Annotated in this window: 22 protein-coding genes; 6 read left to right on the forward strand and 16 right to left on the reverse strand. The window is 70.0% G+C overall.

The annotated features are described in order from the left end of the window. Positions 1 to 95: 95 nt before the first annotated feature. Positions 96 to 935 carry a VOC family protein gene (locus tag DAERI_RS11790; protein WP_103129628.1) on the reverse strand — a complete coding sequence of 280 codons (840 nt, stop codon included), beginning with the start codon at positions 933 to 935 and terminating at the stop codon, positions 96 to 98. A gap of 60 nt (positions 936 to 995) precedes the next feature. On the opposite strand from DAERI_RS11790, the gene DAERI_RS11795 reads away from it, so the two are divergent. After that, positions 996 to 1,844: a tryptophan 2,3-dioxygenase gene (locus DAERI_RS11795; RefSeq protein WP_103129629.1), complete on the forward strand. Its 849-nt coding sequence runs from the start codon at positions 996 to 998 to the stop codon at positions 1,842 to 1,844. Between the two features lie 161 nt (positions 1,845 to 2,005). Here DAERI_RS11795 and fdhD read toward each other — a convergent pair whose 3' ends face one another. From fdhD to fdhF, 3 genes are read right to left on the reverse strand one after another with little or no spacing between them, the layout of a single operon-like run. Further along, on the reverse strand, positions 2,006 to 2,830 hold the full coding sequence (fdhD, locus tag DAERI_RS11800) for a formate dehydrogenase accessory sulfurtransferase FdhD (protein ID WP_103129630.1): 825 nt from the start codon (positions 2,828 to 2,830) through the stop codon (positions 2,006 to 2,008). Between the two features lie 6 nt (positions 2,831 to 2,836). After that, the gene (locus DAERI_RS11805; RefSeq protein ID WP_103129631.1) at positions 2,837 to 3,337 is read right to left on the reverse strand and encodes a helical membrane plugin domain-containing protein; all 501 of its coding nucleotides are present in this window, start codon (positions 3,335 to 3,337) and stop codon (positions 2,837 to 2,839) included. Further along, the gene (gene fdhF, locus DAERI_RS11810) at positions 3,337 to 6,327 is read right to left on the reverse strand and encodes a formate dehydrogenase subunit alpha (protein ID WP_103129781.1); all 2,991 of its coding nucleotides are present in this window, start codon (positions 6,325 to 6,327) and stop codon (positions 3,337 to 3,339) included. Before fdhF ends, DAERI_RS11805 begins: the two co-directional genes overlap by 1 nt. Positions 6,328 to 6,679: 352 nt before the next feature. Here fdhF and DAERI_RS11815 point away from each other — a divergent pair, with 352 nt between their 5' ends. From DAERI_RS11815 to DAERI_RS11830, 4 genes are all read left to right on the forward strand, one after another. Then, positions 6,680 to 6,895 (forward strand): alpha/beta fold hydrolase, encoded by a 216-nt coding sequence (locus DAERI_RS11815; RefSeq protein WP_235610356.1) that lies wholly within the window; start codon positions 6,680 to 6,682, stop codon positions 6,893 to 6,895. Beyond that, the gene (locus DAERI_RS11820) at positions 6,892 to 8,409 is read left to right on the forward strand and encodes a flavin-containing monooxygenase (RefSeq protein ID WP_103129632.1); all 1,518 of its coding nucleotides are present in this window, start codon (positions 6,892 to 6,894) and stop codon (positions 8,407 to 8,409) included. The genes DAERI_RS11815 and DAERI_RS11820 overlap by 4 nt, the downstream gene beginning before the upstream one ends. A gap of 3 nt (positions 8,410 to 8,412) precedes the next feature. Beyond that, on the forward strand, positions 8,413 to 9,252 hold the full coding sequence (locus tag DAERI_RS11825) for an SDR family NAD(P)-dependent oxidoreductase (RefSeq protein ID WP_103129633.1): 840 nt from the start codon (positions 8,413 to 8,415) through the stop codon (positions 9,250 to 9,252). A 178-nt stretch (positions 9,253 to 9,430) separates the two neighbouring features. Next, entirely contained in the window at positions 9,431 to 10,009 is a 579-nt protein-coding gene (locus DAERI_RS11830; RefSeq protein WP_103129634.1) for a TetR/AcrR family transcriptional regulator, read from the forward strand. A 360-nt stretch (positions 10,010 to 10,369) separates the two neighbouring features. Here the strand turns inward: DAERI_RS11830 and DAERI_RS11840 are convergent, their stop codons facing one another. The 10 genes from DAERI_RS11840 to DAERI_RS11885 form a co-directional block, all read right to left on the reverse strand. Further along, positions 10,370 to 11,773, reverse strand: coding sequence for an NCS2 family permease (locus DAERI_RS11840; RefSeq protein WP_103129635.1), 1,404 nt, complete (start codon positions 11,771 to 11,773; stop codon positions 10,370 to 10,372). A 219-nt stretch (positions 11,774 to 11,992) separates the two neighbouring features. Further along, complete coding sequence (gene guaD / locus DAERI_RS11845; protein ID WP_103129636.1) at positions 11,993 to 13,312, reverse strand: guanine deaminase; 1,320 nt, start codon at positions 13,310 to 13,312, stop codon at positions 11,993 to 11,995. Then, complete coding sequence (xdhC, locus tag DAERI_RS11850) at positions 13,309 to 14,148, reverse strand: xanthine dehydrogenase accessory protein XdhC (RefSeq protein WP_103129637.1); 840 nt, start codon at positions 14,146 to 14,148, stop codon at positions 13,309 to 13,311. The genes guaD and xdhC overlap by 4 nt, the downstream gene beginning before the upstream one ends. Position 14,149: 1 nt before the next feature. Continuing rightward, the gene (xdhB, locus tag DAERI_RS11855; protein WP_103129638.1) at positions 14,150 to 16,537 is read right to left on the reverse strand and encodes a xanthine dehydrogenase molybdopterin binding subunit; all 2,388 of its coding nucleotides are present in this window, start codon (positions 16,535 to 16,537) and stop codon (positions 14,150 to 14,152) included. Beyond that, entirely contained in the window at positions 16,534 to 17,940 is a 1,407-nt protein-coding gene (locus DAERI_RS11860) for a xanthine dehydrogenase small subunit (protein ID WP_103129639.1), read from the reverse strand. The genes xdhB and DAERI_RS11860 overlap by 4 nt, the downstream gene beginning before the upstream one ends. 201 nt (positions 17,941 to 18,141) lie before the next feature. Continuing rightward, positions 18,142 to 18,501, reverse strand: a complete 360-nt coding sequence (gene uraH / locus DAERI_RS11865; RefSeq protein ID WP_103129640.1) for a hydroxyisourate hydrolase — start codon at positions 18,499 to 18,501, stop codon at positions 18,142 to 18,144. Beyond that, positions 18,501 to 19,379: a factor-independent urate hydroxylase gene (gene pucL / locus DAERI_RS11870; RefSeq protein ID WP_103129641.1), complete on the reverse strand. Its 879-nt coding sequence runs from the start codon at positions 19,377 to 19,379 to the stop codon at positions 18,501 to 18,503. The genes uraH and pucL overlap by 1 nt, the downstream gene beginning before the upstream one ends. Then, positions 19,376 to 19,915, reverse strand: a complete 540-nt coding sequence (gene uraD / locus DAERI_RS11875) for a 2-oxo-4-hydroxy-4-carboxy-5-ureidoimidazoline decarboxylase (protein ID WP_103129642.1) — start codon at positions 19,913 to 19,915, stop codon at positions 19,376 to 19,378. The genes pucL and uraD overlap by 4 nt, the downstream gene beginning before the upstream one ends. Continuing rightward, a complete protein-coding gene (locus DAERI_RS11880; protein ID WP_103129643.1) occupies positions 19,912 to 21,288 on the reverse strand; it encodes a nucleobase:cation symporter-2 family protein in 1,377 nt (458 codons plus the stop codon). Before DAERI_RS11880 ends, uraD begins: the two co-directional genes overlap by 4 nt. A 256-nt stretch (positions 21,289 to 21,544) precedes the next feature. After that, the gene (locus DAERI_RS11885) at positions 21,545 to 22,147 is read right to left on the reverse strand and encodes a TMEM175 family protein (RefSeq protein ID WP_103129644.1); all 603 of its coding nucleotides are present in this window, start codon (positions 22,145 to 22,147) and stop codon (positions 21,545 to 21,547) included. Positions 22,148 to 22,310: 163 nt separating this feature from the next. Between DAERI_RS11885 and DAERI_RS11890 the strand changes: the two genes are divergently transcribed. Further along, on the forward strand, positions 22,311 to 22,850 hold the full coding sequence (locus DAERI_RS11890) for a MarR family winged helix-turn-helix transcriptional regulator (RefSeq protein ID WP_103129645.1): 540 nt from the start codon (positions 22,311 to 22,313) through the stop codon (positions 22,848 to 22,850). On the opposite strand, the gene DAERI_RS11895 is transcribed toward DAERI_RS11890, so the two are convergent. Then, positions 22,836 to 24,041, reverse strand: a complete 1,206-nt coding sequence (locus tag DAERI_RS11895; protein ID WP_235610357.1) for a CynX/NimT family MFS transporter — start codon at positions 24,039 to 24,041, stop codon at positions 22,836 to 22,838. The two genes, DAERI_RS11890 and DAERI_RS11895, sit on opposite strands and share 15 nt — an antisense overlap. 76 nt (positions 24,042 to 24,117) lie before the next feature. Then, entirely contained in the window at positions 24,118 to 24,918 is an 801-nt protein-coding gene (locus DAERI_RS11900; protein ID WP_103129646.1) for an IclR family transcriptional regulator, read from the reverse strand. Positions 24,919 to 25,083: the final 165 nt, after the last annotated feature.

Raw genomic sequence — 25,083 nt, forward strand, 5'->3', positions numbered from 1 at the left:
GTAGAGAAGGGCAGAAGGCCATGCAAGAACCTTTGCCTCCTCCGGCGTCCGCACGAGGTTGACTCCGCGTCGCCGGAGATCGTCCACGTCCACCCTCAAAGCGGGGGCAGGAACTCGAAGACGTGCCCCTCGGGGTCGCGCACGGCCAGCCGCCCGTCCTCCATCACGTGGGGTAAGCCCTCCGCCCGCACGCGGGGCAGCACCTCGTCCACGTGCGCGTAGAACTGCACGAGGGCGTGGTCGCCGCCGAACATGTCGGCCAGGCCCACCTGGGGGTCCCAGGCGTAGAGCCAGCGGCGGGGAGTGCCGTTGCCGTCAGGCTCGGGTTCCGGGCCCAGGGTGAACTGGGCGAAGTCGCGGTCCTCCTGCTCCTTGGCGTAGGCGAGTCCGTAGGCGCGGGGGAGCCGCTCTTTCATGGCCGCGTAGTCGCCGAACGCCAGGGCGACCTCGCGCAGCCCCATGACGGGGAGGGCGTGGGAGGGGCGCTCCACCGGGGCAGGTGGGTAGGTCGGCCGCCGCTCGTCGCTCAGGTCGGTGCCGCGCAACTCCAGCCCGTGACCGAAGGGGTCGAAGAAGTACACGGTGGGGTCAGGCCGCCCGGGGGTGCCCAGGTCGATCTCGGTCCAGGGCAGGCCGTGTTCGTCGAGGATCGCCTTGCAGCGGCCCAGGTCTTCCGGCTGAATCTGCCAGGCGTAGTGGAGGTGCGAGGCGCCCCGGGCGCGCAGGGGGGCGAGGCGCGGGTCGTTCGCCTGCCGGGTGATCGGCTTCCAGAGGGTGAGGGTCTGGGCATCGTTGACCCGGAAGTGGGCAGTGCCGCGTTCCTCGTCCGAGTGAATCAGGTCCAGCCCGAGCACCTGGGTGTAGAAGCGGACGCCCCGGGGCAGGTGGTTGACCTCCAGCGTGAGCCCGGCGAGGTCGAGGATGGGGGAAGGCATGGGTCCAGGGTAAGGGGCGGCGTTCGGGCGGGCCTTTAGCGGGGGTTGTAGTCTGCGGGCATGAGCCAGGCGGAACATGGGACAGATCGGGACGCGCCGGAACGGGCCCACACCGACTTCGGGCGGCGGCTGAGTTACGGGGATTACCTCCGGCTGGACACGCTGCTCAGCGCCCACCAGCCCATCACCGGGGCGCACGACGAACACCTCTTCATCACCGTGCACCACGTTTCGGAAGTGTGGCTGAGCCTGATCATCCGCGAGCTTCAGGCGGCGATGACGCTCCTCGCGGCGGGCGTGACCGACGAGCCGCTGAAGATGCTGACGCGGGTGGTGCGCGCCCAGGAGCAACTGACGGCGGCCTGGGGCGTGCTGAAGACGATGACGCCCGCCGACTACCTCCAATTCCGGGGCGCGTTCGGCGAGGCGTCGGGCTTCCAGTCGGCGGGCTACCGCATGGTCGAGATCCTGCTCGGGAACCGCAACCCAGTGTTGCTGCGGCCCTTCGAGCACCGCCCCGACCAGCACGGCCCGCTGCACGCCGCCCTGCACGCGCCCAGCGTGTACGACCTGACCCTGCGCCTGCTTGCCGCGCGGGGTCTGCCCATCCCCGCCGAGGTGCTGGAACGGGACTACACCCAGCCGCCCGTGGAGAACCCCGGGGTGCTGGACGCCTGGCTCACCGTCTACCGCGACCCCGAACGGTACTGGGACCTGTACGAACTCGCCGAGAAGCTGCTCGACGTGGAGGACAACTTCCGCGCCTGGCGCTTCAACCACCTCACGACGGTGGAGCGCACCATCGGCTTCAAGACGGGGAGCGGCGGCACGAGCGGGGCCGGGTATCTGAGGCGGGCGCTGAACGTGGTCCTGTTTCCCGAGCTGTGGCAGGTGAGGACGAGCCTGTAAGCGGGGCTTGCTGAAGGAGGGGGCCCTGGTCCTCCTGCTGACCTGGGGACGCCCGGCCTGTTCACCCCCACCCAGCCTCCCCCCTCAAGGGGGAGGAGCAAAAAGCATGTCGCCGAGCAGCTTGCGGGGTGTTAGGCTGGAAAGCTCTTCACCCTCCCCGGTCAAAGACGCAGACGTTCCGGGAAGCTGTACACGTTGAAGCGGCCCTCCCGCACAAAGCCCAGCAGCGTGAGGCCGAAGCTCTCCGCGACCTTGATGGCAAGGCTGGTGGGGGCGGAGACGGCGCAGACGACGGGAATCCCCGCCAGCGCGGCCTTCTGCACGATCTCGAAGCCCGCCCGGCTGCTCACGACGAGAAGGTGGTCGGAGAGGGGGAGCCGGTGCTGTCCCAGCGCCCAGCCGATCAGCTTGTCCACCGCGTTGTGGCGCCCCACGTCCTCGCGCACGGCCAGACATTCGCCGCCAGGCGTGAAGAGCCCCGCCGCGTGCAGGCCCCCCGTCGCCTCGAACAGCGGCTGGGCGGCCCGCAGCCGGGCGGGAAGGTCGCCCACCACCGCAGGGTCGAGTGGTGGCCGGGTCCAGACGGCGGGAGAGGCGCGCAGGGCCAGCCGCTCGATGCTGCCCGTGCCGCATATGCCGCAGGCGCTGCTCGTGAAGGTGTGGCGAGAGAGCCCGTCCAGCGCCGCGAAGCCCGAGCGCAACTCTACCCGCAGCACGTTCGGGGCCACGAGGTCGCCCTCTCGCCACTCCCAGAGGCCCAGCACGTCCTGCGCGTCCCGAATAGCCCCCTCCGCGTACAGGAAGCCGCGCGCGAGGTCGTGATCCGCCCCCGGCGTCCGCATGGTCACGCCCAGGGGCCGCTCCTCGCCGCCCCGCACCAACCGGAGTTCGAGCGGTTCCTCGACGGCCACCTGATCGGTTAGCGGCGTCACGGCGCCGTCCGCATACCGCAGGACAGGGCGGGAGGCGGGCTCGGCCGTCGTCATGGCGGCTCAGGTGCGGGGCACGTCCGGGAGATTCCCATGCGCCTCCCTCTCCCGCAGACCGCGCCCGAAGCCGCGCAGCACGCCGACGAGGGCGCCCAACGCCAGCCCCACGTCCGGGTCGCGCACGAGCGCGAGGAGTTCGCCCAGGCCCGCCCGCTCGCCCTCCCGCACCCGGCGGGCGCCTTCCCGCAACCCGTCCGAGAGGGCGCCCGTCACCGTCTCCAGCGTCCCGGGCTCCACGTTGCCGAGCAGTTTGACGGCATCCAGCGCGTTGCGGAGGGCGCGCACACTGCCCGGCCCGTTAAGCGCCTCCAGCGCGTGAAAGGCCAGCCCCTCGCCGCCCCGCACCACCCGGACGAGGGTGTGCAGCACCCGGTGTTCGTGCAGCACCCGCAGCAGTTCGAGGGCCTCCAGCAGCGCGTCGGCACTCTCGGCGGTGCCCGCTGCCACCCGTTCCCCCGGGGTGGGGAGCAAGGTCCCGGGGTCGAAGTCAATCGCTTTCGCCATCAGTCATCGCCTCCGAGGGTGTCAGGCTGCCGCACCACCAGCCGGTTATAGGGCGCCCCCGGGAAGCGGTAGTCCGCCCGGCGCCACTTGCGCTCGACCTCCACGCCCCGCTGCGGGGTGGGGTGGCCGTAACGGTGATTCACGCGCGGCAGCGGGTTCTCGCCCATCTCGGGCAGCACCTCCAGCCGCACCGCCGTGTCCTTGTACGCGGGAGTGTGGGTGCAGGGGTCGGTGTGGCTGCCCGTCAGGCGGTTCAGCGCGTTCCTCGCCTCGGGGTTGTTCATGGGCATGTAAATCTGCTTGCCCTTCACCCGGTCGGTGACGTGGACGCGCACCCGCACCGCCCCGTGCCGCGACACGAGCCGCACGTAGCGCCCGCTCTCCAGGCCGCGCTCGCGGGCGAGGTCGGGCGACACCTCGACGAGGGAGCCCGGCACCTTCTCGGTAATCCCCGCCGATTTGAAGGTCATGTTCCCCTCGTGGAAGTGCTCCAGCATCCGCCCGTTGTTGAGGTGCAGGTCGTACTCGGCGTCGGGCGTCTCCTGCGGCGCCACGAACTCGGCGGGGTAGAGCCGCGCCTTGCGGTCGGGGAAGGGGAAGCCTTCCGTGAACAGCAGCGGCGTGTCGCTCCCATCGGGCAGCACCGGCCACTGGAGCGAGCGGAAGCCCTCCAGCCGGTCGTAGGTCACGCCGGAGTACAGCGGGACGAGCGAGGCGATCTCGGCCATGATGTCGGAGGGGTGGGTGTAGGTCCAGTTCGCGCCCATCGCGTTGGCGACGCCCTGGATAATCTCCCAGTCGGGGCGGCTCTGACCCAGCGGTTCCAGCGCACGATACAGCCGTTGAATGCGCCGCTCGGTGTTCGTGAAGGTGCCTTCCTTCTCCAGGGAGGGGCTGGCAGGGAGCACCACGTCCGCGAAGCTCGCCGTGTGGCTGAAGAACACGTCCTGCACCACGAAGAAGTCGAGCTTTTCGAAGGCGGCGTCCACGTAGTTCGCGTTCGCGTCCACCAGGCCCATTTCCTCACCCTTGAGGTACATGCAGCGGAGGGTACCCTCGTGGACGGCGTGGACCATCTCGTGATTGTCCAGGCCCTTGTTGTGGGGGAGGGGCACGCCCCACCGCGCCGCGAACTTCTCCTGCACCGCCGGGTCGTCGATCTTCTGGTAGCCGCCCACGAAGTTGGGCATGGCCCCCATGTCGGACGCGCCCTGCACGTTGTTGTGCCCGCGCAGGGGGTAGGACCCGGCGCCGGGGCGCATGTAGTTCCCGGTGATCAGGAGCAGGTTGGAGATTGCCGTGGAGGTCTCCGACCCGCTGCACTGCTGGGTCACGCCCATCGCCCACATGATGCAGGTACCGTCCGCCTCGACGATCTCGTGGGCGATTTGTTTCAGCGTGTCCTGAGCGATGCCGGTAACTTCCTCGGCGTGGGCGAGCGTGTAGCCCTCGATGCTCTTGCGGTACTCGTCCAACCCGTTCACCCACTGATCGATGAAGTCCTTCTTCTCCAGCCCGTTGTCGAGGATGTACTTCGCCACGGCGGTGAGCCACACGAAGTCGGTGCCGGGGGTGGGACGGATGAAGAGGTCGGCCCGCCGCGCCATCTCGTGCTCGCGCAGGTCGGCCACGATCAGGCGCTGGCCGTGCAATTTATGCGCCCGCTTGATCCGGGTGGCGAGGACCGGGTGCGACTCGGCGGTGTTCGTCCCGATGCCGATGACGAGTCCCGCTTTTTCTAGGTCGTGGATGGAGCCCGAGTCGCCGCCGTAGCCCACCGTGCGCCACAGGCCCATCGTGGCGGGGCTCTGGCAGTAGCGCGAGCAGTTGTCTATGTTGTTCGTGCCGACCACCGCGCGGGCGAGCTTCTGCATCAGGAACGCTTCCTCGTTCGTGCACTTCGAGGAGGCGATGAACGCGAGGGCGTCGGGGCCGTGCTGCGCGCGAATCTCCGTGAAGCGCCGGGCGATGAGGGTGAACGCCTCGTCCCAGCTCGCCTCGCGGAAGGCCCCATTTTCACGAATCAGCGGCACCGTCAGCCGCTTGTCGCTGTTCACGTAATCCCAGCCGAACTTGCCCTTGATGCAGGTGGAGACGCCGTTCGCCGGGCCGTGCGTCGGCTCGACCTTGAGGATGTGCCGTTCCTTGGTCCACACCTCGAAGGAGCAGCCCACCCCGCAGTAGGTGCAGACGGTCTTGGTCCGCTTGACCGACCCCTCGCGCATGGCCGACTCCGTGTCGGAGAGTTGCAGGATGGGGCCATAGCCAATGGAGGGCTCCGCCGCCTTCACCAGATCGACCGCCGAGTGGAAGACCGGCAGCGGCAGATCGGTCATGAGCCCCGCCTCGCCCAACATCGTCTTCTCCATCAGGGCGTTGCAGGGGCAGACGGTGACGCAGTGGCCGCAACTGACGCAGCTCGACTCGCCCACGGGCGAGCCGCCGTCCCACAGGACGCGGGGGTGAGGGTCCTCCCAGTTGATGCTCAGGGTCTCGTTGACCTGGAGGTTCTGGCAGGCCTCCACGCAGCGCCCGCACAGGATGCACTGGTCGGGGTCGTAGCGGTAGAAGGGGTTGGACTCGTCCTTCGCGTAGGGCTTGGGCTTGTACGGCGTGTCCTGGTGCTCGACCTTCAGCAGCGCCGTGGTGTTGTGGACCACGCAGTTGCCGTTGTTGTTGTCGCAGACCGTGCAGTACAGCAGATGGTTACCCAGCAGGCGGTCGAAGGCAGCCTTGCGCGAATGGCGGGCGGCGGTCGTCTCGGTTCGCACGTTCTGCCCCGCCGCCACGCGGGTGCCGCAGGAACGCACGAGTTCGCCGTTCACCTCCACCAGGCAGGTGTCGCAGGTCTGGATGGGGCCGAGCTGGGGGTGGTAACACACCTGCGGAATCTCGACGGCGGCGCGGTTGATGACCTCCACGAGGGGCTCGCCGAGGGTGGCGGGCTGCGGCACTCCGTTGACGGTCACGTGGGTATCGAAGGATGGCAAGGCGGCCTCCAGAAGCGCGAAGGAGCGGGCCGGGGCGAGGAGCAGCGCCTCAGCCTGGCGGCGCGGCCCGTGTTCACCCTGTCCCGGCGCGGGTTTGTACGGGTGCAATCTGCGCCCCCGGACCCGCCCTCCGCAACCGCTCTGTCGCCCCCCAACTTGAGCGATTCCTCATGGCCGCCGCCCCCGGGGAGCCGATGCTGTGGCTTCCACCGGAGGTGCCTATGCCCGACGACCCAAACACGCCCTACAAGAAGCCCGAATCCCCCTCCCAGGACGCCGTGAACGAACACGGGGACGAGGGTGAAGGCCCCTTTGGCAGCGACATGACCAAAAGGCCGCCTGGCGCGAGGAGTTGCGCGAACAGCTCGCGGCGCGGCGGGTGCCCACCCTGATAGTCTGGGGCGACCACGACCTCATCCTGCCCGCGCGGCATCTGGAGGAAGCCCGGCGGCACCACCCCCACGCCCGCTTCCACCTCTTTCAGGACACCGGGCACATGCCGCAACTGGAGCGCGCCCTGGCGTTCAACCGCCTCGCCCTCGACTTCTTGCAGGAGGTTTCCCCTTGACGACCCACCACCAGATCGCCATCATCGGCAGCGGCTTCGCGGGGCTGGGGATGGCGGCCCAGCTCCGGCGGCACGGAATGGAGGGCTTCGTGATCTTCGAGCGGGCCGGGGAGGTCGGCGGCACCTGGCGCGACAACACCTACCCCGGCTGCGCCTGCGACGTGAAGAGTGACCTCTACTCCTTCTCCTTCGCGCCCAACCCCGAGTGGGGGCACCGCTACGCCCGCCAGCCCGAGATCCTGGAGTACCTGCGCCGCACCGCCGACGAGTTCGGCCTCCGCCCCCACATCCGTTTTCACCACGAGGTCGAGCGGGCCGAGTGGGACGACGCGGAGGGGCTCTGGCGGATTCGCACGAGCGGCGGCCCCGACGGAGACAACACCTTCACCACCCGCGTCCTGATCTCCGGGCACGGTCCCCTGGTCGAGCCGAAGTGGCCCGTGATTCCCGGCCTGGAGAGCTTCAGCGGCCCCCGCTTCCACTCGGCCCGCTGGGACCACTCGGTGGACCTGCGCGGAAAGCGCGTGGCGGTGATCGGCACCGGGGCCTCCGCCGTCCAGTTCGTCCCGGAGGTGCAGAAACAGGCGGCGCGGCTCACGGTGTTCCAGCGGTCGGCCCCCTGGATCATGCCCCGGATGGACGAGCCCACCACGGAGCGCCGCCGCGCCCTCTTCCGCCGCTACCCGGCCCTGCAACGCCTCTCGCGGCAGTGGATCTTCGGGCGGGCCGAGTTCAACTTCCTGTCCTTTTCCAACCCCCGCATGGGGCGGATGGCGGAGGAGGTCGCGCGCAAGCACCTGGAGGCGCAGGTCCCCGACCTCGCGCTGCGGGCCAAGCTGACGCCCGACTACCGGCTGGGGTGCAAGCGCGTCCTGGTCTCGGACGACTACTACCCGGCCCTGACGCAGCCCAACGCGGAGGTCGTCACTGAGCCCATCTGCGAGGTGCGCGGCTCCCGCCTCGTGACGGCGGACGGCGCCGAGCGGGAGTTCGACGTGCTCATCGGGGGAACGGGCTTCAACGCGGCGCGGCCCGCCATCGCGCGGGTGATCCACGGGCGGGACGGGCACCCCCTCGCCGGGGTCTGGCAGCCGCACTCGGAGGCGCTCCACGGGACGACCGTGGCGGGCTTTCCCAACCTCTTCCTGATCGTGGGGCCGAATACGGGACTCGGCCACAACAGCATGGTGTACATCATGGAGGCGCAGATCGGGTACATCCTGCGCGCGCTGGAGCATCTGGAGGCGGGGCACCTGCTCTCGCTCGAACCCCGCCCCGAGGCGCAGGCCGCCTACAACGGGGCGATTCAGGCCAAGCTGCGGGAGAGCGTCTGGATGCGGGGCGGCTGCACGAGCTGGTACATCGACGAGGGGGGGCGCAACACCTCGCTCTGGCCCGAGCGGGCGGCGAGCTTCCGGCGCACCCTGGCCCACTTCGACCCCTCGCTCTACCGCGCCCGGCTGAGCCCCCGGCCCCTCGCGCCCTTCCGGGCCGCGTCCCCCCGGAGCGCCTGAGCGGTGCGGCCCTACACCTTCGCGGGCGGCACGGCGGTCGTCACGGGAGCGGCGAGCGGGATCGGGCGGGCCCTCGCCTCCGGCCTGGCCTCGCGCGGCAGCCACCTCGCGCTGATCGACCGCGACGAGGAGGGGCTGCGGACGCTGGTGGCCCGGCTGCGACCACAGCACCCGGAGTTGAGGGTCAGCGTCCACCCCTTCGACCTGTCCCGGACGGCGGAGATTCCCGATCTGGCCGGCGCCGTGCTGCGGGAACATCCCCGGGTCACGCTCCTCATCAACAACGCGGGCGTGGCGCTGGGCGGCGCCTTTACCCAGGTCAGCGCCGAGGACTTCGACTGGGTGATGGACGTGAACTTTCGGGCGGTCGTCGCCCTGACCCGGGCGTTTCTGCCCGCGCTGCGCTCGGAACTGGACTCGCACCTGGTCAATGTCTCCAGCCTGTTCGGGCTCGTCGGCCCGCCGGGGCAGAGCGCGTACTCGTCGAGCAAGTTCGCCGTGCGCGGCTTCACCGAGGTGCTGCGCCACGAGCTTGGGCCGCTGGGGGTGGGCGTGACCGCCGTGCATCCGGGCGGGGTGAGGACGAACATCGCCCGCAACGCCCGGGTGGGGAGCGGGGTCAGCGCCAGCGAGGCGCAGGCGGGCCAGCGGCAGTTCGAGCGCCTCCTGCGGCTGGAGCCCGCCCGGGCCGCCGAGATCATCCTGGGGGGCGTCGAGCGCCGCCAGCCCCGCGTCCTCGTGGGCGACGACGCCCGGGTACTCGACCTGCTCGCGCGGCTGCTGCCGGGCTCATACGGGCGGGTGATGGGGGCGCTGCTGCACTTGGCCGGGGAGGGCCGGTAGGAAGCTGGGGGTCGCCACCTGTGAGGTTGCCGCCGGGCGGCATGCCAACTTTGCAAGAGTCCACCATTCCTGGAGCCGCCAGTGAGCCGACGCGCGGTCGGGAAGTATCCACTCGGCAAACAGGCCCTGCCCCTTCTTCCCCTTGACTGTTACCTACCCGTAGGTAGAGAATCCGCCCATGCCGGGGCAGGGGGACACCCTTCAGCAGATTCTGGACGTGGCGCAGGAACTCGTTCAGGAGCGGGGGTTCAACGCGGTGAGCTACGCGGACATCAGCCGCCGCCTCGGCATTCGCAACGCCAGCATCCACTACCACTTTCCCGGCAAGGCCGACCTCGGCGTGGCCCTGGTGCGGCGCTACCGGCAGCGGCTGGAACGCGACCTGGAGGCCATCAGCCAGGCCACCGACTCGGCACCCGAACGGCTGGACCGCTACCTGACGGCCTACCGAACGGTGGTCCACGAGGATGGCCGCATCTGCCTATGTACGGTCCTCGCCGGGGACTACAACACGCTGCCGGAGGCGATGCGACAGGAAGTCCGCGCCTTCTTCGACCTCAACGAGGGCTGGCTCACGGAGGTGTTCGCCCGGGGACGTTCTCAGGGTGAACTGACGTTCGCGGGCACTCCCCGCGAGGCGGCCTCCGCCTTCCTGGCCGCGCTGGAGGGCGCGATGCTCCTCGCCCGCTCGTATCAGGATGTCCGGCGCTTCGAGGCCATCGGCCGCCGCGCCGTCGAGGGGGTGCGCGCCGACTGATCTGGGCTCTTCTGATCTGGGCTCTTCCTCCCTTCTGCGGGTAGAAACAGGAGCGCGGGACAGGCCCCTCTCCCCCACCGGAGGAATCCATGTCCTCCATCACCGCCGGCGAGGAAAACGGCCAGCCCATCCAGCTCTATTTCGAGGACCACGGCAGTGGCCAGCCCGCCATGAGCCAGACCCGTCGTGTTCCGCGAGGGACAGGGTGCATGACAACCGGGAGGGGAGGCGCAACACGGGGACCAGCGAAAGCACCCGGAGTTGCAGTCCGGGTACGGAGCGGAAGGACCCTTTCCAACTCCCCGACGCCCAAAAAAAGTCCTGGCACGGGGACCAGGACCTGAACAGGGAGAAAACCCGTTACTCCATCAGCCACAGATACCGGGCAAGAAGCAGCGCGGCCACCCCGTACAGGATGGGGCTGACCTGCCGCCCGCGCCCGCTGAGCAGCTTGATCGCGGCGTAGCTGATGACGCCCAGGCTTACGCCGTTGGCGATGGAAAAGGTGAGCGGCATGGCGATGATCGTCAGGAAGGCGGGCAGGCCGTCGCTGATGTCGTCCCAGTCCACGTGGCGCACGCCTTCCATCATCAGGGCGCCCACCACGATGAGGGCGGGGGCGGTGGCGGCGCCCGGAATCGCGGCGGCCAGCGGCCACAGGAACATGGCGAGCAGGAACAGCACGCCGACCGTGACGGCGGTGAGGCCGGTGCGCCCCCCCTCCCCGATGCCGGAGGCGGACTCGACGTAGGCGGTGGTCGTCGAGGTGCCCATGAAGGCGCCGAACATGGCCGCCAGCCCGTCCATGGCGAAGAGGCGCCGGGCGCGGGGCATGTTGCCGCTCGCGTCGAGGAAGCCCGCCCGCTGCGCGAGGCCTGTCAGGGTGCCCGTCGCGTCGAAGAAGTCCACGAAGAAGAAGGTGAAGACCACGCTCAGCAGGCCCAGGCCCAGCGCCCCGGCGATGTCGAGCTGCCCCACGAGCCCGGAGGGCCAGACCGGCGCGCCGAAGATACCCAGAAACGACCCCTCGAAGCCGGGGAAGGGGCGCAGGCCCCCGTTCGCCCCGCCCGCATACACGGGCGCGCGGGTGAGCATGGCGAGGATGCTGGTGGCGAGGATGCTCCACAGAATGGCCCCGGTTACCCGGCGGCTCATCAGGACGGCGGCGAGGATCAGGCCGACCAGCGCGATCCACACGGGCGCGGCGGTCAGCGAGCCCAGACCCACCAGCGTGGCCGGGTTGCTGACCACGATCCCGGCGTTCTTCAGCCCCAGGAAGGCCAGGAAGGCCCCGATGCCGCCCGTGATGGCAAACTTCAGCGAGTTCGGAATGGCCTGCACGATGGCCTGCCGGGCGCCGAGGACGCTGAGCAGCACGAACAGGACGCCGCTGATGAACACTGCCCCCAGCGCCGTCTGCCAGGGAATGCCCAGCCCCTGCACGACCGTGAAGGCGAAAAAGGCGTTCAGGCCCATGCCGGGCGCCTGCGCGAAGGGGTACCGGGCGACCAGGCCCATCACCAGCGAGCCGAAGGCGGCGGCGATGGCGGTCGTCATCAGCAGTTGCACGAAGGCGTTGGGCACCTTGATCGCCGTACCCAGCACCTGCGGGTTCACGAAGAGGATGTAACTCATCGTGAGAAAGGTCGTGAGGCCCGCCCGCACCTCGCGGGAGACGGTCGAGCCCTGCGCGCTCACGCCGAAGTAGCGGTCGAGACCGGAACGGGGAACAGCGGGGGCGACGGGGGTGGAGGCATCGGACATGGAGGACTCCTGGGGGGCAGAGAATGGGGCGGACGGACACGGGCGGCTGGGGCCTATGGACCGGGAACAACCCTCCAAAATGTTAGATTTGCACCTTGCTCCCCGCTCGAACGAGGCTGTCTAGAACACCTCCTTTTTGGGGGCTGCCCCGCGGGTCTTGGATGGGCCGGAGGCGGGCGTATTGTCTGGCCGTGCCCACCCCGAACGACCTGGGTATGTTCACACGCTCACCTCCAGGGAAGCGGCTGCCCTCTGGTACACCACGTCGCCGCCCACCCAGACCTGCGCCACGTCGGCCTGGGTGCCCAGTGTGAAGAGGTCGGCGAGGACACGCCCCGGGTCCTCCGCGTGGCGCAGCACAGTGTCGAGGGTGGTGCCGGGGGGCGGGCGCAGGTACACGGCGTCGAAGGCCTTGCCCCCCCCGAAGTCGCCGGTCAGGTCGGCGAGCCCGAGGGCCTCCGCCCCCGCGCGGGTCGCCAGGTAGAGGAGGTGGGCGGGGCCGAGCGGCTCCCCCTCCGCGCCCAGGAGCTGCTGCATGAAGTACGCCTGGAGGCCCTCCTTCAGCATGGAAAAGCCGGTGCCGCCGCCGACATCCGTGCCCAGCGAGACGTGGACGCCCGCCTGAAGGTGGCGGCGCAGCGGGAAGAGGCCGCTCCCCAGCGACGAGTTGCTGCACGGGCAGTGGGCGGCGGTGCAGCGGTGCTCGGCCATCACGCCGAGTTCGCGGTTCGACGGGTGGACGTTGTGGGCGAACACGCTATGCCGTGTGACCAGCCCCGCCCGCTCGTAGGTGTCGAGGTAGTCGCGGGCTTCGGGGAAGAGGCGGCGCACCGTCTCGATCTCGCGCGGGCTCTCGTTGATGTGGGAGGTGAAGCGCACGTCGGGGAACTCGCGGAGAAGCGAGGCGCAGGCGTCGAGGATGCCCTCGCTGGCGGAGAGTGAGAAGCGCGGGGTGACGGCGTAGAGGCTGCGTCCGACGCCGTGCCACCGCTCGATCAGCGCCCTCCCCTCGGTGTAGGTCCTCTCCGGCGTCGTGTGCAGTTCGGGGCGCAGCATCCGGTCGGAGACGACCTGCCCGGCGACCACCCGCAGGCCACTCGCCCCCGCCTCGCCGAAGAACACGTCCATCGCCGAGGCGTAGTGACTGCCGAAGACGAGCGCGGTCGTGGTGCCGTTCGAGGCGAGGGCGGCCAGGAACTCGCGGGCCACGGCGCGGGCGTAAGTATCGTCCGCCAGCCGGGCCTCCTCGGGGAGCGTGTTCTTGTCCAGCCATTCCAGCAGGCCCATCCCCAGCCCGCCCAGCACCCGCACCTGGGGGTAATGCACGTGGGTATCGATAAAGCCGGGAAGCAGGACCCCGCCGCGCAGGTCCACGACCTCGGCCCCGGGCCAGGCGGCGCGGAGGTCCGGGTAGCTGCCGCAGGCCAGGATGCGGCCCTCCTCCACCAGCAGGCCGCCGTCGTCGTGCGTCTGGAGGGCGTCGGGAACGGCAAAGGGGCTGCCAGGGGTGTGCATCAGGGCGGCGCGGTAGAGCTTCATGGGGTCCTCTGGGGGGCGACAACGAAGGGGGCGGGTTCGGCGGCTTCCAGCACGGTCTGAAGCTGCGCGGCCACCCCCAGGGCGATCACCGCCGGGGTCTTGCCGCGAAGGGCAGGCAGGCCGACCGGCGTGGTGATGCGGGCGAGGTCGGTTTCAGTGTGGCCCAGTGAAAGAAGTTGCTCGCGGAAACGGGCCCACTTGACCCTGGACCCGATCAGTCCGATGAAGCCGAGGTCCGGTCGGCGCAGGGCCGCGTCGCACAGGGCCGCGTCCTCGGCGTGGTCGTGGGTCAGGATGACGAAGTGGGCGCCGGGGGGCAGGTCGGCCAGGACCATCTCGGGAATCGGGGCGTGGTGGATGTGGAGGCGGGCGGGGCTGTCCTGCAAGGGGGCCAGCCGTTCGGGGGCCAGTTGGGCTGCCCGCGAGTCGATCAGGTGCAACTCCACCTCCAGCCGGGAGAGGATGCGCGCGAGTTCCAGGCCCACGTGCCCCACTCCGAAGATGGCGAGCGCGGGCCGCACCGTCTTCAGCGGTTCGAGGAGAAGCGTGACCTCGCCGCCGCAGCACTGCCGCCCGTACTCGTTCGGCGCCCGGTCGGTCAGGCGCAGGGTGAGGAGTTCGGGCGTGGTCGCCCCGCAGGCGAGCAGGGCGCGGGCCCGTTCCACGGCGGTCGCCTCCAGGTTGCCGCCGCCCACGGTGTCCCAGGTCGCCCTCAGGCCGACGACCATCTTCGCGCCCGCCTCGCGGGGGGCATGGCCCCGCACCGCCGCGACAGTGACGAGGACGCCCGGCTCGCCCCGTTCGGAGAGGGTTTGCACCGCCTTAAGCCAGGACATGCTAATCCGCCGCGACTTCAGTTCGGGCGCTCGCCTGCCGGGCCGCGTCGAGTGCCCAGAACACCGCTTCCGGTGTGGCCGGGCTGGCGAGGAGGGTGGAGCTCCCCTCGGGGCCAAACGCCGCCGCTGCCTGCCGCAACGCCTCGCGCACACTGATCGCCAGCATCAGGGGGGGCTCGCCGACCGCCTTGGAGCCGTACACGACACCGCTCTCGGTGGCCCGTTCCAGCAGCGCCACGTTGAACACGTCCGGCACCTCGGAGAGGCTGGGGAGCTTGTAGGTGCTCGCGGCCTGGGTGGCGAGGCGGCCCCGGTACGGCCCGCCTCCGGTGTCCCAGCGCAGGTCCTCCAGGGTGAGCCACCCGGCCCCCTGCACAAAGCCCCCCTCCACCTGCCCGATGTCAATCAGGGGCGAGAGGCTGTCCCCCACGTCATGCAGGATGTCCACCCGGCGCAGGCGGTAAGCCCCGGTGAAGCCGTCCACCTCGACCTCGCTGACGGCGGCGCCGTAGGAGAAGTACTTGAAGGGCTCGCCCCGCATCGCCACGCGGTCCCAGTGGAGGCCGGGGGTGCGGTAGTACCCCGCCGCCCACAGTTGGGTCCGCAGGTGATAGGCGTCGTGGACGACCTGGCGGAAGTCCATCCCCAGCTCCGGGTGCCCGACCGGGAAGACGCGCCCGTTCTCGAAGCGCACGTCGCCCGGGTTGACCCCCAGCGCGCTCACCTTCGCCGCCTGCGCCGCGAGCGATCCCGCCGCCACTGACGCCAGCCGCGCCTTGATCTGCTCGCAGGCGTCCTTGATCGCCCCGCCGTTCAGGTCCGCGCCGCTGGAGGCCGCCGTCGCGGAGGTGTTCGGCACCTTGTCCGTGCGGGTGGGGGCGAGGCGGACGCAGGAGAGGGGGACGCCGAGGGCCGTCGCCGCGACTTGCAGCATCTTGGTATGGAGCCCCTGCCCCATCTCGGTCCCGCCGTGGTTGATGAGCACCGAGCCGTCCTTGTACACGTGGACGAGGGCGCCCGCCTGGTTGTACGCCGTGAAGTTGAAGGAGATGCCGAACTTGACGGGGGTGATCGCCAGACCGCGTTTGACGTGCGGGTGCGAGGCGTTGAAGGCGCGCACCTCCGCCTGGCGCGCCGTGAAGTCGGACCGCCCGAGGAGCGTTCCCCACACCTCATGCAGCCGCTCGGCGTGGCGGACGGGCTGGCCGTAGGGGGTACTCTCGCCGGGCTGATAGAAGTTGCGCGCCCGCAACTCATGCGGCTCCAGGCCGAGCAGCGGCGCGCAGCGGCCCAGGATGTCCTCGATGACGAGCATTCCCTGCGGGCCGCCGAAGCCCCGGAAGGCCGTCTGGGAGGTCTTGTTCGTCTTGGCAATCCGCCCGTGGACCTCGACGTGCGGAATGAAGTAGGCGTTGTCAATGTGGCACAGCGCCCGCGCCATCACCGGCTCGGAGAGGTCGAGGCTCCAGCCGCCGTCCGAGGTCAGGGTGGCCTGGAGGGCGAGCAGGTGCCCGTCCGCGTCGAAGCCGACTTTCCAACTCGCGTGGAAGGGATGGCGCTTGCCCGTCAGGGTGAGGTCCTGCTGACGGTTCAGCCGCAGCCGGACGGGGCGGCCCGTGAGCACGGCGCCGAGGGCCGCAATCGCCGCGTACCCGTGGGGCTGCATCTCCTTGCCGCCGAAGCCGCCACCCATCCGCAGACACTGGACGGTGACTTCGTTGCTGGCAAGCCCGAGGACGTGCGCCACGATCTCCTGCGTCTCGGTGGGATGCTGGGTGCTCGACTGGACGAAGACCTGCCCCCACTCGTCCACCTGCGCGAGCGCGGCGTTCGTCTCCAGGTAAAAGTGCTCCTGGCCGCCGAACTCGAACTCTCCCCCGAAGACGTGGGCAGCCTGCGCGAAGCCGTGCTCCACGTCGCCCCGGTGGACGGTGGACTGCGCCCCCTGGAAGGACTCAGCCTCGATGGCTTCCTGAAGGGTCAGGAGGGCGGGCAGCGGCTCGTACTCGACCTCGATCATCTGGGCGCCCAGCCGCGCCGCCTCGATGCTGTCCGCGAGGACCCAGCAGACCGCGTGCCCGTAGTACATCACCTCGGTCGGGAACAGCGGCTCGTCGTGCTTCACGCCCGCGTCGTTCAGGCCGGGCACGTCGGCGGCGGTGAGGACCCGCACCACGCCGGGCACCTCCAGCGCGGGCGTGATATGCAGCCGGGTCACGCGGGCGTGCGCGTGCGGCGCCTGGAGCGGCCAGGCGTGGAGGAGGTTCTGGAGCCGCACTCCCAGGTCGTCGGTGTACAGCGCGTGCCCCGTGACGTGCGCCTCGGCGCTCTCGTGGGGAATGGCCTCGCCCACCGCGCCGCCCGGGGGCCTCTCGTACAGGCTGGTCATACGGTCACCTCCTGGCCGGTCTTCTCGAAGTAGAACTTCAGCAGGGCCTGTTCCAGCATCGCCGCGCGGTAGGCCGCCGAGGCCCGGTGATCGTCCAGCGGCGTCCCCTCCCCGCGCAGCACCCGGGCCGCCTCGCGGACGGTGCGCTCGGTCCAGGGCTGGCCGGTGAGAGCTTCCTCGGTGGCATAGGCCCGGATCGGTGTGGCCGCGACGCCCCCCAACCCGATGCGGACCGAGCGCACCACCTCCCCATCCAGTTCCAGCGCGATCCCGACCGCCACACTGGAGATGTCGTCGAAGCGGCGCTTGGCGATCTTGTAGAAGCCGGTGATAGGGGCGAGGGGCAGCGGGATTCGTACCGCGCGGATGAGTTCGTCCCCCCGGCGCACCGTCCGGCGGTAGCCGGTGAAGTAGTCCGAGAGCGGCACCTCGCGCTCGCCCGCGTTGGAGGCCAGCACCACCCGCGCGTCCAGCGCGAGCAGCACGGGCGGGCTGTCCCCGATGGGGCTGGCCGTGCCCAGGTTGCCCCCCAGCGTGGCGCTGTTGCGGATCAGCCGCGAGGCGAAGAGGGGCAGCCACTCCGCCAGCAATGGCACCCGGCCCGCCAGCCGCCGCTCGATCTCGGAGAGGGTCAGGCCCGCGCCGATCTCCAGGTGGTCGTCCGCCCAGTTCAGCGTCCGCAGTTCGGGCAGGCCGTCCAGAGCGATCGTGACGGCGGCCCGCGAGTGGCGCAGGTTCACGTCCACGCCCCAGTCGGTGCCCCCCGCGAGCAACACGGCCCCGGAGTTGGCGGCGAGCAGATCGACAGCTTCAGCGAGCGTGGTGGGCCGGTGAAATTCGCCGTCCGGGGTCTGAAGGTGCGTGGGCTGCGGGGCGGGTGCGGGCTGCTCCCGTCGCCGGGCGAAGGGGTCCTCCTGGGCCGGGCCACCCAGCGCGAGCGCCGCGTCCACGATGGGGCGATAACCCGTGCAGCGGCAGAGATTCCCGCTCAGGGCGTGGATGTCGAAGTCTGAAGCGCGCCGGTCCTCCCGGTAATACTCGGCGGCCATGCTGACCACGAAGCCGGGGGTGCAGTAGCCGCACTGGGAGCCGCCGCGCACGGCGAGTTCGCGCTGAACGGGGTGGAGGTTCCCCGGGGAACCCAGCCCCTCGGCGGTGACGACCTCTCCCCCATTCAGGGCGGCGAGCATGACCAGACAGGCGTTGACGGACTCCAGCCGGGTGCCACCGTCCTCGGCGGGGCGGGCGACGAGCACGGCGCAGGCCCCACATTCGCCCTCGGCGCAGCCCTCCTTGCTGCCGGTCAGGCCCTGGTCGCGCAGCCAGTTCAGGAGGGTGGTGTGGGGCCGCACGTCGTGCGCCTCGCACGGCACGCCGTTCACAATCAGGGTGATGCTGTTCATGCTTGCTCCTTTGCGGGAAAGGGGAAACCAAACAAGGGGCCGCCTCATGCCTGGCACACGCCGACCCCTGGGGGACGAGCGCATGGTTGACGCACGAGGCGGACCGCTGGTTATCCATGCAGAACAGTGGTCTGAATTTTGTAAAGCTTACTGCGGCGCTTGTCCCTTGACAAGAGGGGCGGAATGGGGTAACGGGACTGGTCAACTTCCCCGGTAGGTGCTGTAGGCCCAGGGGGTCATCACCAGCGGCACGTGGTAGTGCCCGGAGGTGTCGCTCACGGTGAAGCGCAGGGTCACGAGGTCGAGGAACGGAACCTTTGGGGTGGCCTCGAAGCCCTCGAAGTACGGGGCGACGTGGAAGGTGAGTTCGTAGGTGCCGGGCTGAAGGCTGCCGCGTTCGATCAGGGGGGCGTCGGTGCGCCCGTCCCCGTTCGTGACCGCCTCGGTCACCTTGCGCCGTTCCCCGCCCTCCACCTGGAAGAGTTCCACCCGGACCCCGGCGGCGGGGCGACCTCTGGCCGTGTCCAGAACGTGGGTCGTGAGGCCGGAGTGACCCGCCATCAGGCGCGCTCCACCCAGCCTTCCATCAGGCCGTAGGGCTCGGGGTCCACGTGGAAGATTTCCAGGTTGTTCTCCAGGCCGAAGCGCTGCAAGTTGTACTGGAGGTGGTGCTTGTTGGGCATGCGGAAGTAGATGCGCGAGATCTCGGGGCACATCGTCAGCACCGCCTGGCCCATCAGGAACAGCGTGTTCTGGAGGCTGGGCGAGTAGTGGTCGGTGAAGGTCTCCTGAATCTGCCGGTACACGCGTCCCCACACGGCGTCGTAGTCCACCTCACCCTCGTTGTACTCCCACTTGGCGGTCACGTAGGACGCCATCAGGCGCTCGTGCGTCTCGGGCAGGGTCGTGAACCGCTCGTTCAGGAGGTAGTTCGCCCAGCCGCTCTCGGTGGTCTTCAGCACGTAGAGGTTCTCGATGCCGGACGTGACCTTGAAGGTCTGGCCGTCCTCGCTCTCCACACGGCCCGTTCGCTGGGGCATCTGGCGCACGAAGGAGTGGTCATGGCCCTGGCCACCCACCTGAATGCGTTCCCACAGGTACTCGGTGAACTCCATGAAGCCGCCCGTGACCCTGGGCCCGGTCTTCACGAAGTGGGCGACCAGTTCCTTGCCGAACTCCTCGGGGCTGCCGTTAAACCCTTCCTTCGCCAGCCCGTAGATCGTGTTCCGCACCGTGTCGGTGGCGATCAGGTCGGTGTTGTCCCCCTGCTCGTGGGCCGCCGCGAAGTCGCCCGTCATCGCCACGCGCACCTGGAGTTCGCGGATCTCGTGGCGCTCGGTGTCGCGCTTCACCTTCATCAGGTTGACCTCGGCCTTGCCATAGTTGTTGTAGCCGAGACGGGCGTTCACCCTGGCCGGGGCGTTCTGGGTCTGGGTCATGCTTCCACTCCTTCGCGGTCCTGGGCCACCAGGTCGAGCACTCTGAGCCGGGCGATCTTGCCGATTTCCCGCAGGGCGGTCTCCCGCTCCTGCTCGGGGGTGTTCTCCAGGCGCACGGCGGCACCGGCCAGGATGCTCCCCTTGGTGTTCTCCCGCACGCAGACGATGTAGGGCATGTCGAACTTGGCGTGGTAGGCCTGGTTGACGCGGTGGAACTCGGCGTACTCCTCGGGGGTCAGGCGGTCGAGTCCGGCAGAGGCCTGCTCGGAGGCCGATTCGCGGGTGACCTCTCCGGCGAGGGCCGCCTTTCCGGCGAGGTCGGGGTGGGCGCGGATCAGGGCGAGCTGCTGATCGGGCGTGTCGGCGAGCACGGCGGCGGTGAAGGCGGCGGCCAGTTCCTCGACGCTGGCGAAGGGGCGTTCCGATCCCACCCGCTCCGCGTAGCGGGGGCTGTGTTCCAGCACGCCGCCGAAGACGCGCACGAACTCGGCCTGGGGAAGGGCGTTCACGGCGGACAGGGGCAGGGGGGCGTTCAATGCAGACCTCCGGGCTCGGGCGCGTGTTCGGTCACGTCCGCAGTGTAGGAGCGTTGCTCGCGGCCCGTGCCGACGATGTTAAAGAGGATGTTGAGCAGGATGGCCGTCAGCGCCCCGGCGGTGATGCCGCTCTCCAGGAACAGGCTCGCCCAGCCGGGCAGCTTGTCGTACAGGGTGGGGACAGTGGCGGGAATCACGCCCATCGCCACGCTCACCGCGACGATGGTGAGGTTGCGGGTGTCGGCCATGTTGACCCGGCTCAGGGTCTGGATGCCCGCCGCCGCCACCGTGCCGAACAGCACCAGCCCGGCCCCGCCCAGCACGGGCAGGGGGATGGAGGCCACGAGCGCCCCCAGCTTGGGGAAGAAGCCCAACAGCATCAGGATCACGCCCGCCGCCGCGACCACGAAGCGGCTCTTGATGCCGGTGAAACGCACCAGCCCCACGTTCTGGGCGAAGGCCGTGAAGGGGAACACATTGAACACCCCGGCGAGCGCGGTGGAGAGGCCGTCGGCGCGCAGGCCGTTCGCCACCACCCGGCCATCGACCGGTTTTTCGGTGATCTCCCCGATGGCGAGCAGGTCGGCGGTGGTCTCGACCATCACGACGAGCATCACCAGGATCATGGACAGGATGGGCACCAGGGCGAAGGTGGGCGCCCCGAAGAAGAAGGGCGGCGTGAAGCCGAACGCGGCGGCGGTGCCCACCGTGGCGAAGGACGCCTTGCCGAAGAGCGCGGCGACCACCGTGCCGAACACCAGCCCCAGCAGCACCCCGATGCGGCTGAAAAAGCCCCGGGCAAAGCGGGTCACGAGCAGCACGAACACCAGCGTCAGCGCGGCGAGGCCGAGGTTGGCGGGCGAGCCGAAGTCGGGGGCCGCCGGGTTGCCGCCGCCCGCCCAACGGATGGAGACGGGCAGCAGCGCGACCCCGATGATGGTGATGACCGTCCCCGCGACGACGGGCGGGAAGAAGCGCAGCAGCCGCGAGAAGAACGGCGCCACCAGCACGGTGAAGAGCCCCGCCACGATGACTGCGCCGTAGATGCCCGGCAGCCCGAACTCCTTGCCGATCAGGATCATGCTGGCGACCGAGGCGAAGGTGGTCCCCTGGACGATGGGCAGCCGCGCGCCGAAGCCGGGGAAGCCCAGCGTCTGGATCAGCGTGGCGATCCCGCACATGAAGAAGCTGGCGTTCACGATCCGCACGACCTGATCCTGGGGAAGACCAAGTGCGCTCGCCAGCACCAGCGGCACCGCGATGATCCCGGCGTACATGCTCAGCACGTGTTGCAGCCCGAAGGCGACCGTGCGCCCGGGGGGCGGCACTTCGTCCACAGGGTGGACGGACCGGATGGGCGGGGCCTGCGTCATGCGAAACCTCCCTGGGTACGGCGCGCCTCAGACACGCGCCAGAAGAGACGACCGGGCCGGAGCCGCCGGTGAGCCGAACTACTTAGACACCTATGTATCGAGTCACCTTATGGTAAGGGTCACCCCCCACCATGTCAACAGACGGAAGAGTTTTTCAATTTATGGAAAACATTCGGCCGTCGAGTCTCGGAACTCTGCCCTCCAGAGGGTGGGCGAGGACGCCCGGCCGTTTGGGCGTCCTCGCCTCATCCCCAGCTCAGCGCGCCGTCTGCTCCCCTTCCAGCACGCGCTCGATCCGGCGATCCGGCACCAGCCACATCAGGGCGACGCCCAGGAGCATGACGCCGGAGACGATCACCCCCGTTGGCCCGAAAAAGGGCGCGACGATGGCGACGAGGTACGCGGCGACAGACAGTTTTTCCTTCGTGCCGGTTCCCGTCGCGTCGGCCAGGAGGTGGTTGCTGGGATCGGCCCGCATGATCAGGACCGAGAGCAGGGTAAACGCGAGGGCGCACATCAGGGCAACGGCGGCGTAGCAGGTCATCGGAACCGGCGCGTAGTGACTCTCGCCCGCCCAGCCGGTGACGTAGGGAAACAGGGACAGCCAGAACAGCAGGTGCAGGTTGGCCCACAGGATGCTGCCGCTGATCCGGCGGACGGTCAGCAGCAGGTGGTGATGGTTGTTCCAGTAGATGCCCACGTAGACGAAGCTGAGGATGTACCCGAACAGGGTGGGCCAGATGCGCGCAAGTTCCGCCCACTCGTGGCCCTGGGGCCGGGGCAGTTCCAGCACCATGATGGTGATGATGATGGCGATGACGCCGTCCGAGAAGGCTTCCAGGCGAGATTTGGTCATCATGGGCGGCCTCCCCGGTGGGCGTGACTCTCTATGCAGGCATCTTAAAGGGCCGTCAGCTCGACGGTACAGGGGCGCTGCATCTCCCATGCTCCTCCCGGCGAGCGACGCCAGAGAGCAGCTTCGGCCCCGTGCTACGCTCAGGCGGCTTCACCGCCGCGCCACGATGACCTCCTCCCTGACTCCCGACTTCCTCAACCGGCTGCAAGAGGACTGGGCCCGGGTCCGCCCCGGCCTCGACCCCGCGCCGATGCTGACGGTCGTGCTGCTCGGCCGCCTGAACGCCGCGCTGGGCCGCCAGTTGGAGCGCACCTACCTGCCCAGCGGGATCAACGCCGCCGGGTGGGACCTCCTGCTGACGCTGTACCGCTCGGCGCCCCCGGAGGGCCTAACCCCCACCCAACTCAGCGAGTTGGCCGCCATCACCGGCCCCTCCATGACGAACCGGGTGGGGCGCCTGGTTGAGCGGGGGCTGGCCGAGCGCCGGGGCGGCGGGGGGGACCGCCGCTCGGTGCGGATTCGGCTCACCCCGGAGGGCCGCGCCCTGGTGGAACGCCTGCTGCCCCAGCACCTCGCCAACACTGCGCGGATTCTCTCGGCCCTGGGCCCCGGGGAGACCGAGACGCTCCGGCAGCTCGCAGGCCAGTTGCTCGGGGCCCTGGAAGTCCAGGCCGGAGGAGAGCAGGACGAGTCAGCGGCGGGTTGAGGGTTCGGCGCGCGTGGCCCACAATCCGGCCAGGAGCACCAGCCCCGTGCAGCCCACCAGGAACCACAGCGGCGTGGTCCAGGCCGCCGTCCGGTCGTGCAGGGCGCCGAAGAGGAAGGGACCGCTTGCCGCCAGGAGGTAGCCCACCCCCTGCGCCAGCGCGGACAGCCGGGGCACCTGGGCCGGGTTGCTGGCCCGCAGGGCGATGAAGACCAGCGCCAGCGGAAAGGTGCTGCCGGAACCCATCCCGAGGAGCAGGACCCAGGGCAGGGGCGGCGCGGCGGGCAGGAGCAGAAGTCCCAGCAACCCCGCCGCGATCAGACCCGAGATGGCGACGACGAGGGGGCGCGCGCCCCGCAGCCTCGCTGCCAGGACGGGCACGCCCAGGCTGAAGGGGAGCTGGACCAGATTCCCCAGCGCGAGCAGCAGCCCGCTCGCCTCCGGGCTCAGGCCCCGGTCCTGAAGCACCCGGGGCAACCAGGTCAGCCAGGTGAAGAACACCAGCGCCTGAAAGCCCATGAAGAGCGTCACCGGCGGGGCGTAGGGGTTGCGCCAGACGGACGTTCCGGCAGGGGCTCCCCACCCCCCGCGGGTCTGCCGCCCGAACAGCACCGGGAGCCAGGCCAGCATGCCCAGCAGGGCCAGCCCGGCCCAGACCCCCAGCGACGCGCGCCACTCCCCACCGAACGCCCGGCGCAGCGGCACCGCCAGCCCGGAGGCCATCGCCGCCCCGCCGACGACCGCCAGGGTGTACACGCCCGTCATCAGCCCCACCTGGCGCGGGAAGTCGCGCCGCACCAGGCTGGGCAGCAGCACGTTGTTCAGGGCGATCCCCGCCCCGACCAGAACGGTGCCGGGGAGAATCCAGCCCAGGGTCGGGCCCACCCGCAGCAGGGCGCCCACCCCGATCAGGCCGGTGCTCAGCAGCACCACCGTCTCGCTGCTGCGCCATCGGGTCAGGAGGGGAGCGAGGGGGGCCAGCAGCCCCCAGCACAGCAGCGGAATGGTGGTCAGCAGGCTTACCGTCGCCGCGCTCACCCCCAGCTCCGCCTGAATCTGCCCGAGCAGGGGCCCGAACCCCGCGAGGCTGGGGCGCAGGTTCAGCGCCACGAGCACCAGGCCCAGGACCAGAAGAGCGGTCCTGCGACCGGCGAGCGCCGGGGTGGATTCCGTCAGGCCCTCTCCCGACACGGCGACCTCCTCCACCCGGGGTGAACCCGGAGGGGGAGGAGGCGCGGGGGCGTTCACGATTCGGGCCGCCGGGGACTCAGCCCCAGCCCAGCCGGGTGGAGACCTGGGCGGCGGCGAGGGTCATCCGCTCGGCCACCTGCCCGATCTGCTCCCGGGCGAAGCGCGAGGTGGGGGCGGAGACGCTGAGGCCCGCGACGACCTGCCCCGTGGCGTCCCGCACCGGAACGGCCACGCAGCGCACGCCCAGCTCGCGCTCCTCGTCGTCGAGGGCGTAGCCCTGCTCGCGCACCCGGGCGAGTTCCGCGAGGAGCGCCGCCTGGGTGGTGATGGAGTGCGGCGTGTAGGCGGGGTAGGGTCCGTCGCCCAGCTTCTGCCGGACATCCCCCTCGGGGCGCCAGGCGAGGAGCACCTTGCCCACCCCCGAGGCGTGCAGCGGCGCGCTGTCCCCCAGGTGCGCGAACATCCGCACGAGCTGGCGGCCCTCGACCTGATGGACGTACACCGCCTCCGAGCCGTACAGCACGGCGAGGTTCACCGTCTCGTTCAGGTCGCTCACCACGGCCTCCATCGCGGGCTGGGCGGAGCTGATCAGGTTGCTGCGCTCGGTGAAGGCGAGCCCGACCTGATAGGCGCGCAGTCCCACGCTGAAGAGGCCCGTCTGCTCCTCCCACTCGACAAAGCCCTGTTGACGCAGGGTTTCGAGCAGGCGGTAGGTCGTGCTCGCGGAGAGGCCGACGTGCCGGGCGAGCACGCTGAGGGACGCCCGGCGCAGGTCCTTGAGGGCGAGCAGCACGGTCAGCCCCCGCTCCAGGGTGCGGACGCTGCTCGTTTCGCCGCTGCGGGTGCGGCCGGGTTTCTGCCGTGTGGTCGTCGTCATAGGAGTCCTGCCCGAGGGTAGCCCCTGGGCTGCGGCGGGACTGTCATAGGGTTTCCGTACCGTCCGCGGTCGGATGGGGCAAGCGCCAATTCGGTCCCTCCTCTCCGGGCCACGGCCTCTTTCCTTCTCGCGCTGCTCGGGTGGAACCGTCGGTAGACCTGTTCC

Origin of the sequence: Deinococcus aerius (genome assembly GCF_002897375.1) — a bacterium.
Lineage (GTDB): Bacteria > Deinococcota > Deinococci > Deinococcales > Deinococcaceae > Deinococcus > Deinococcus aerius.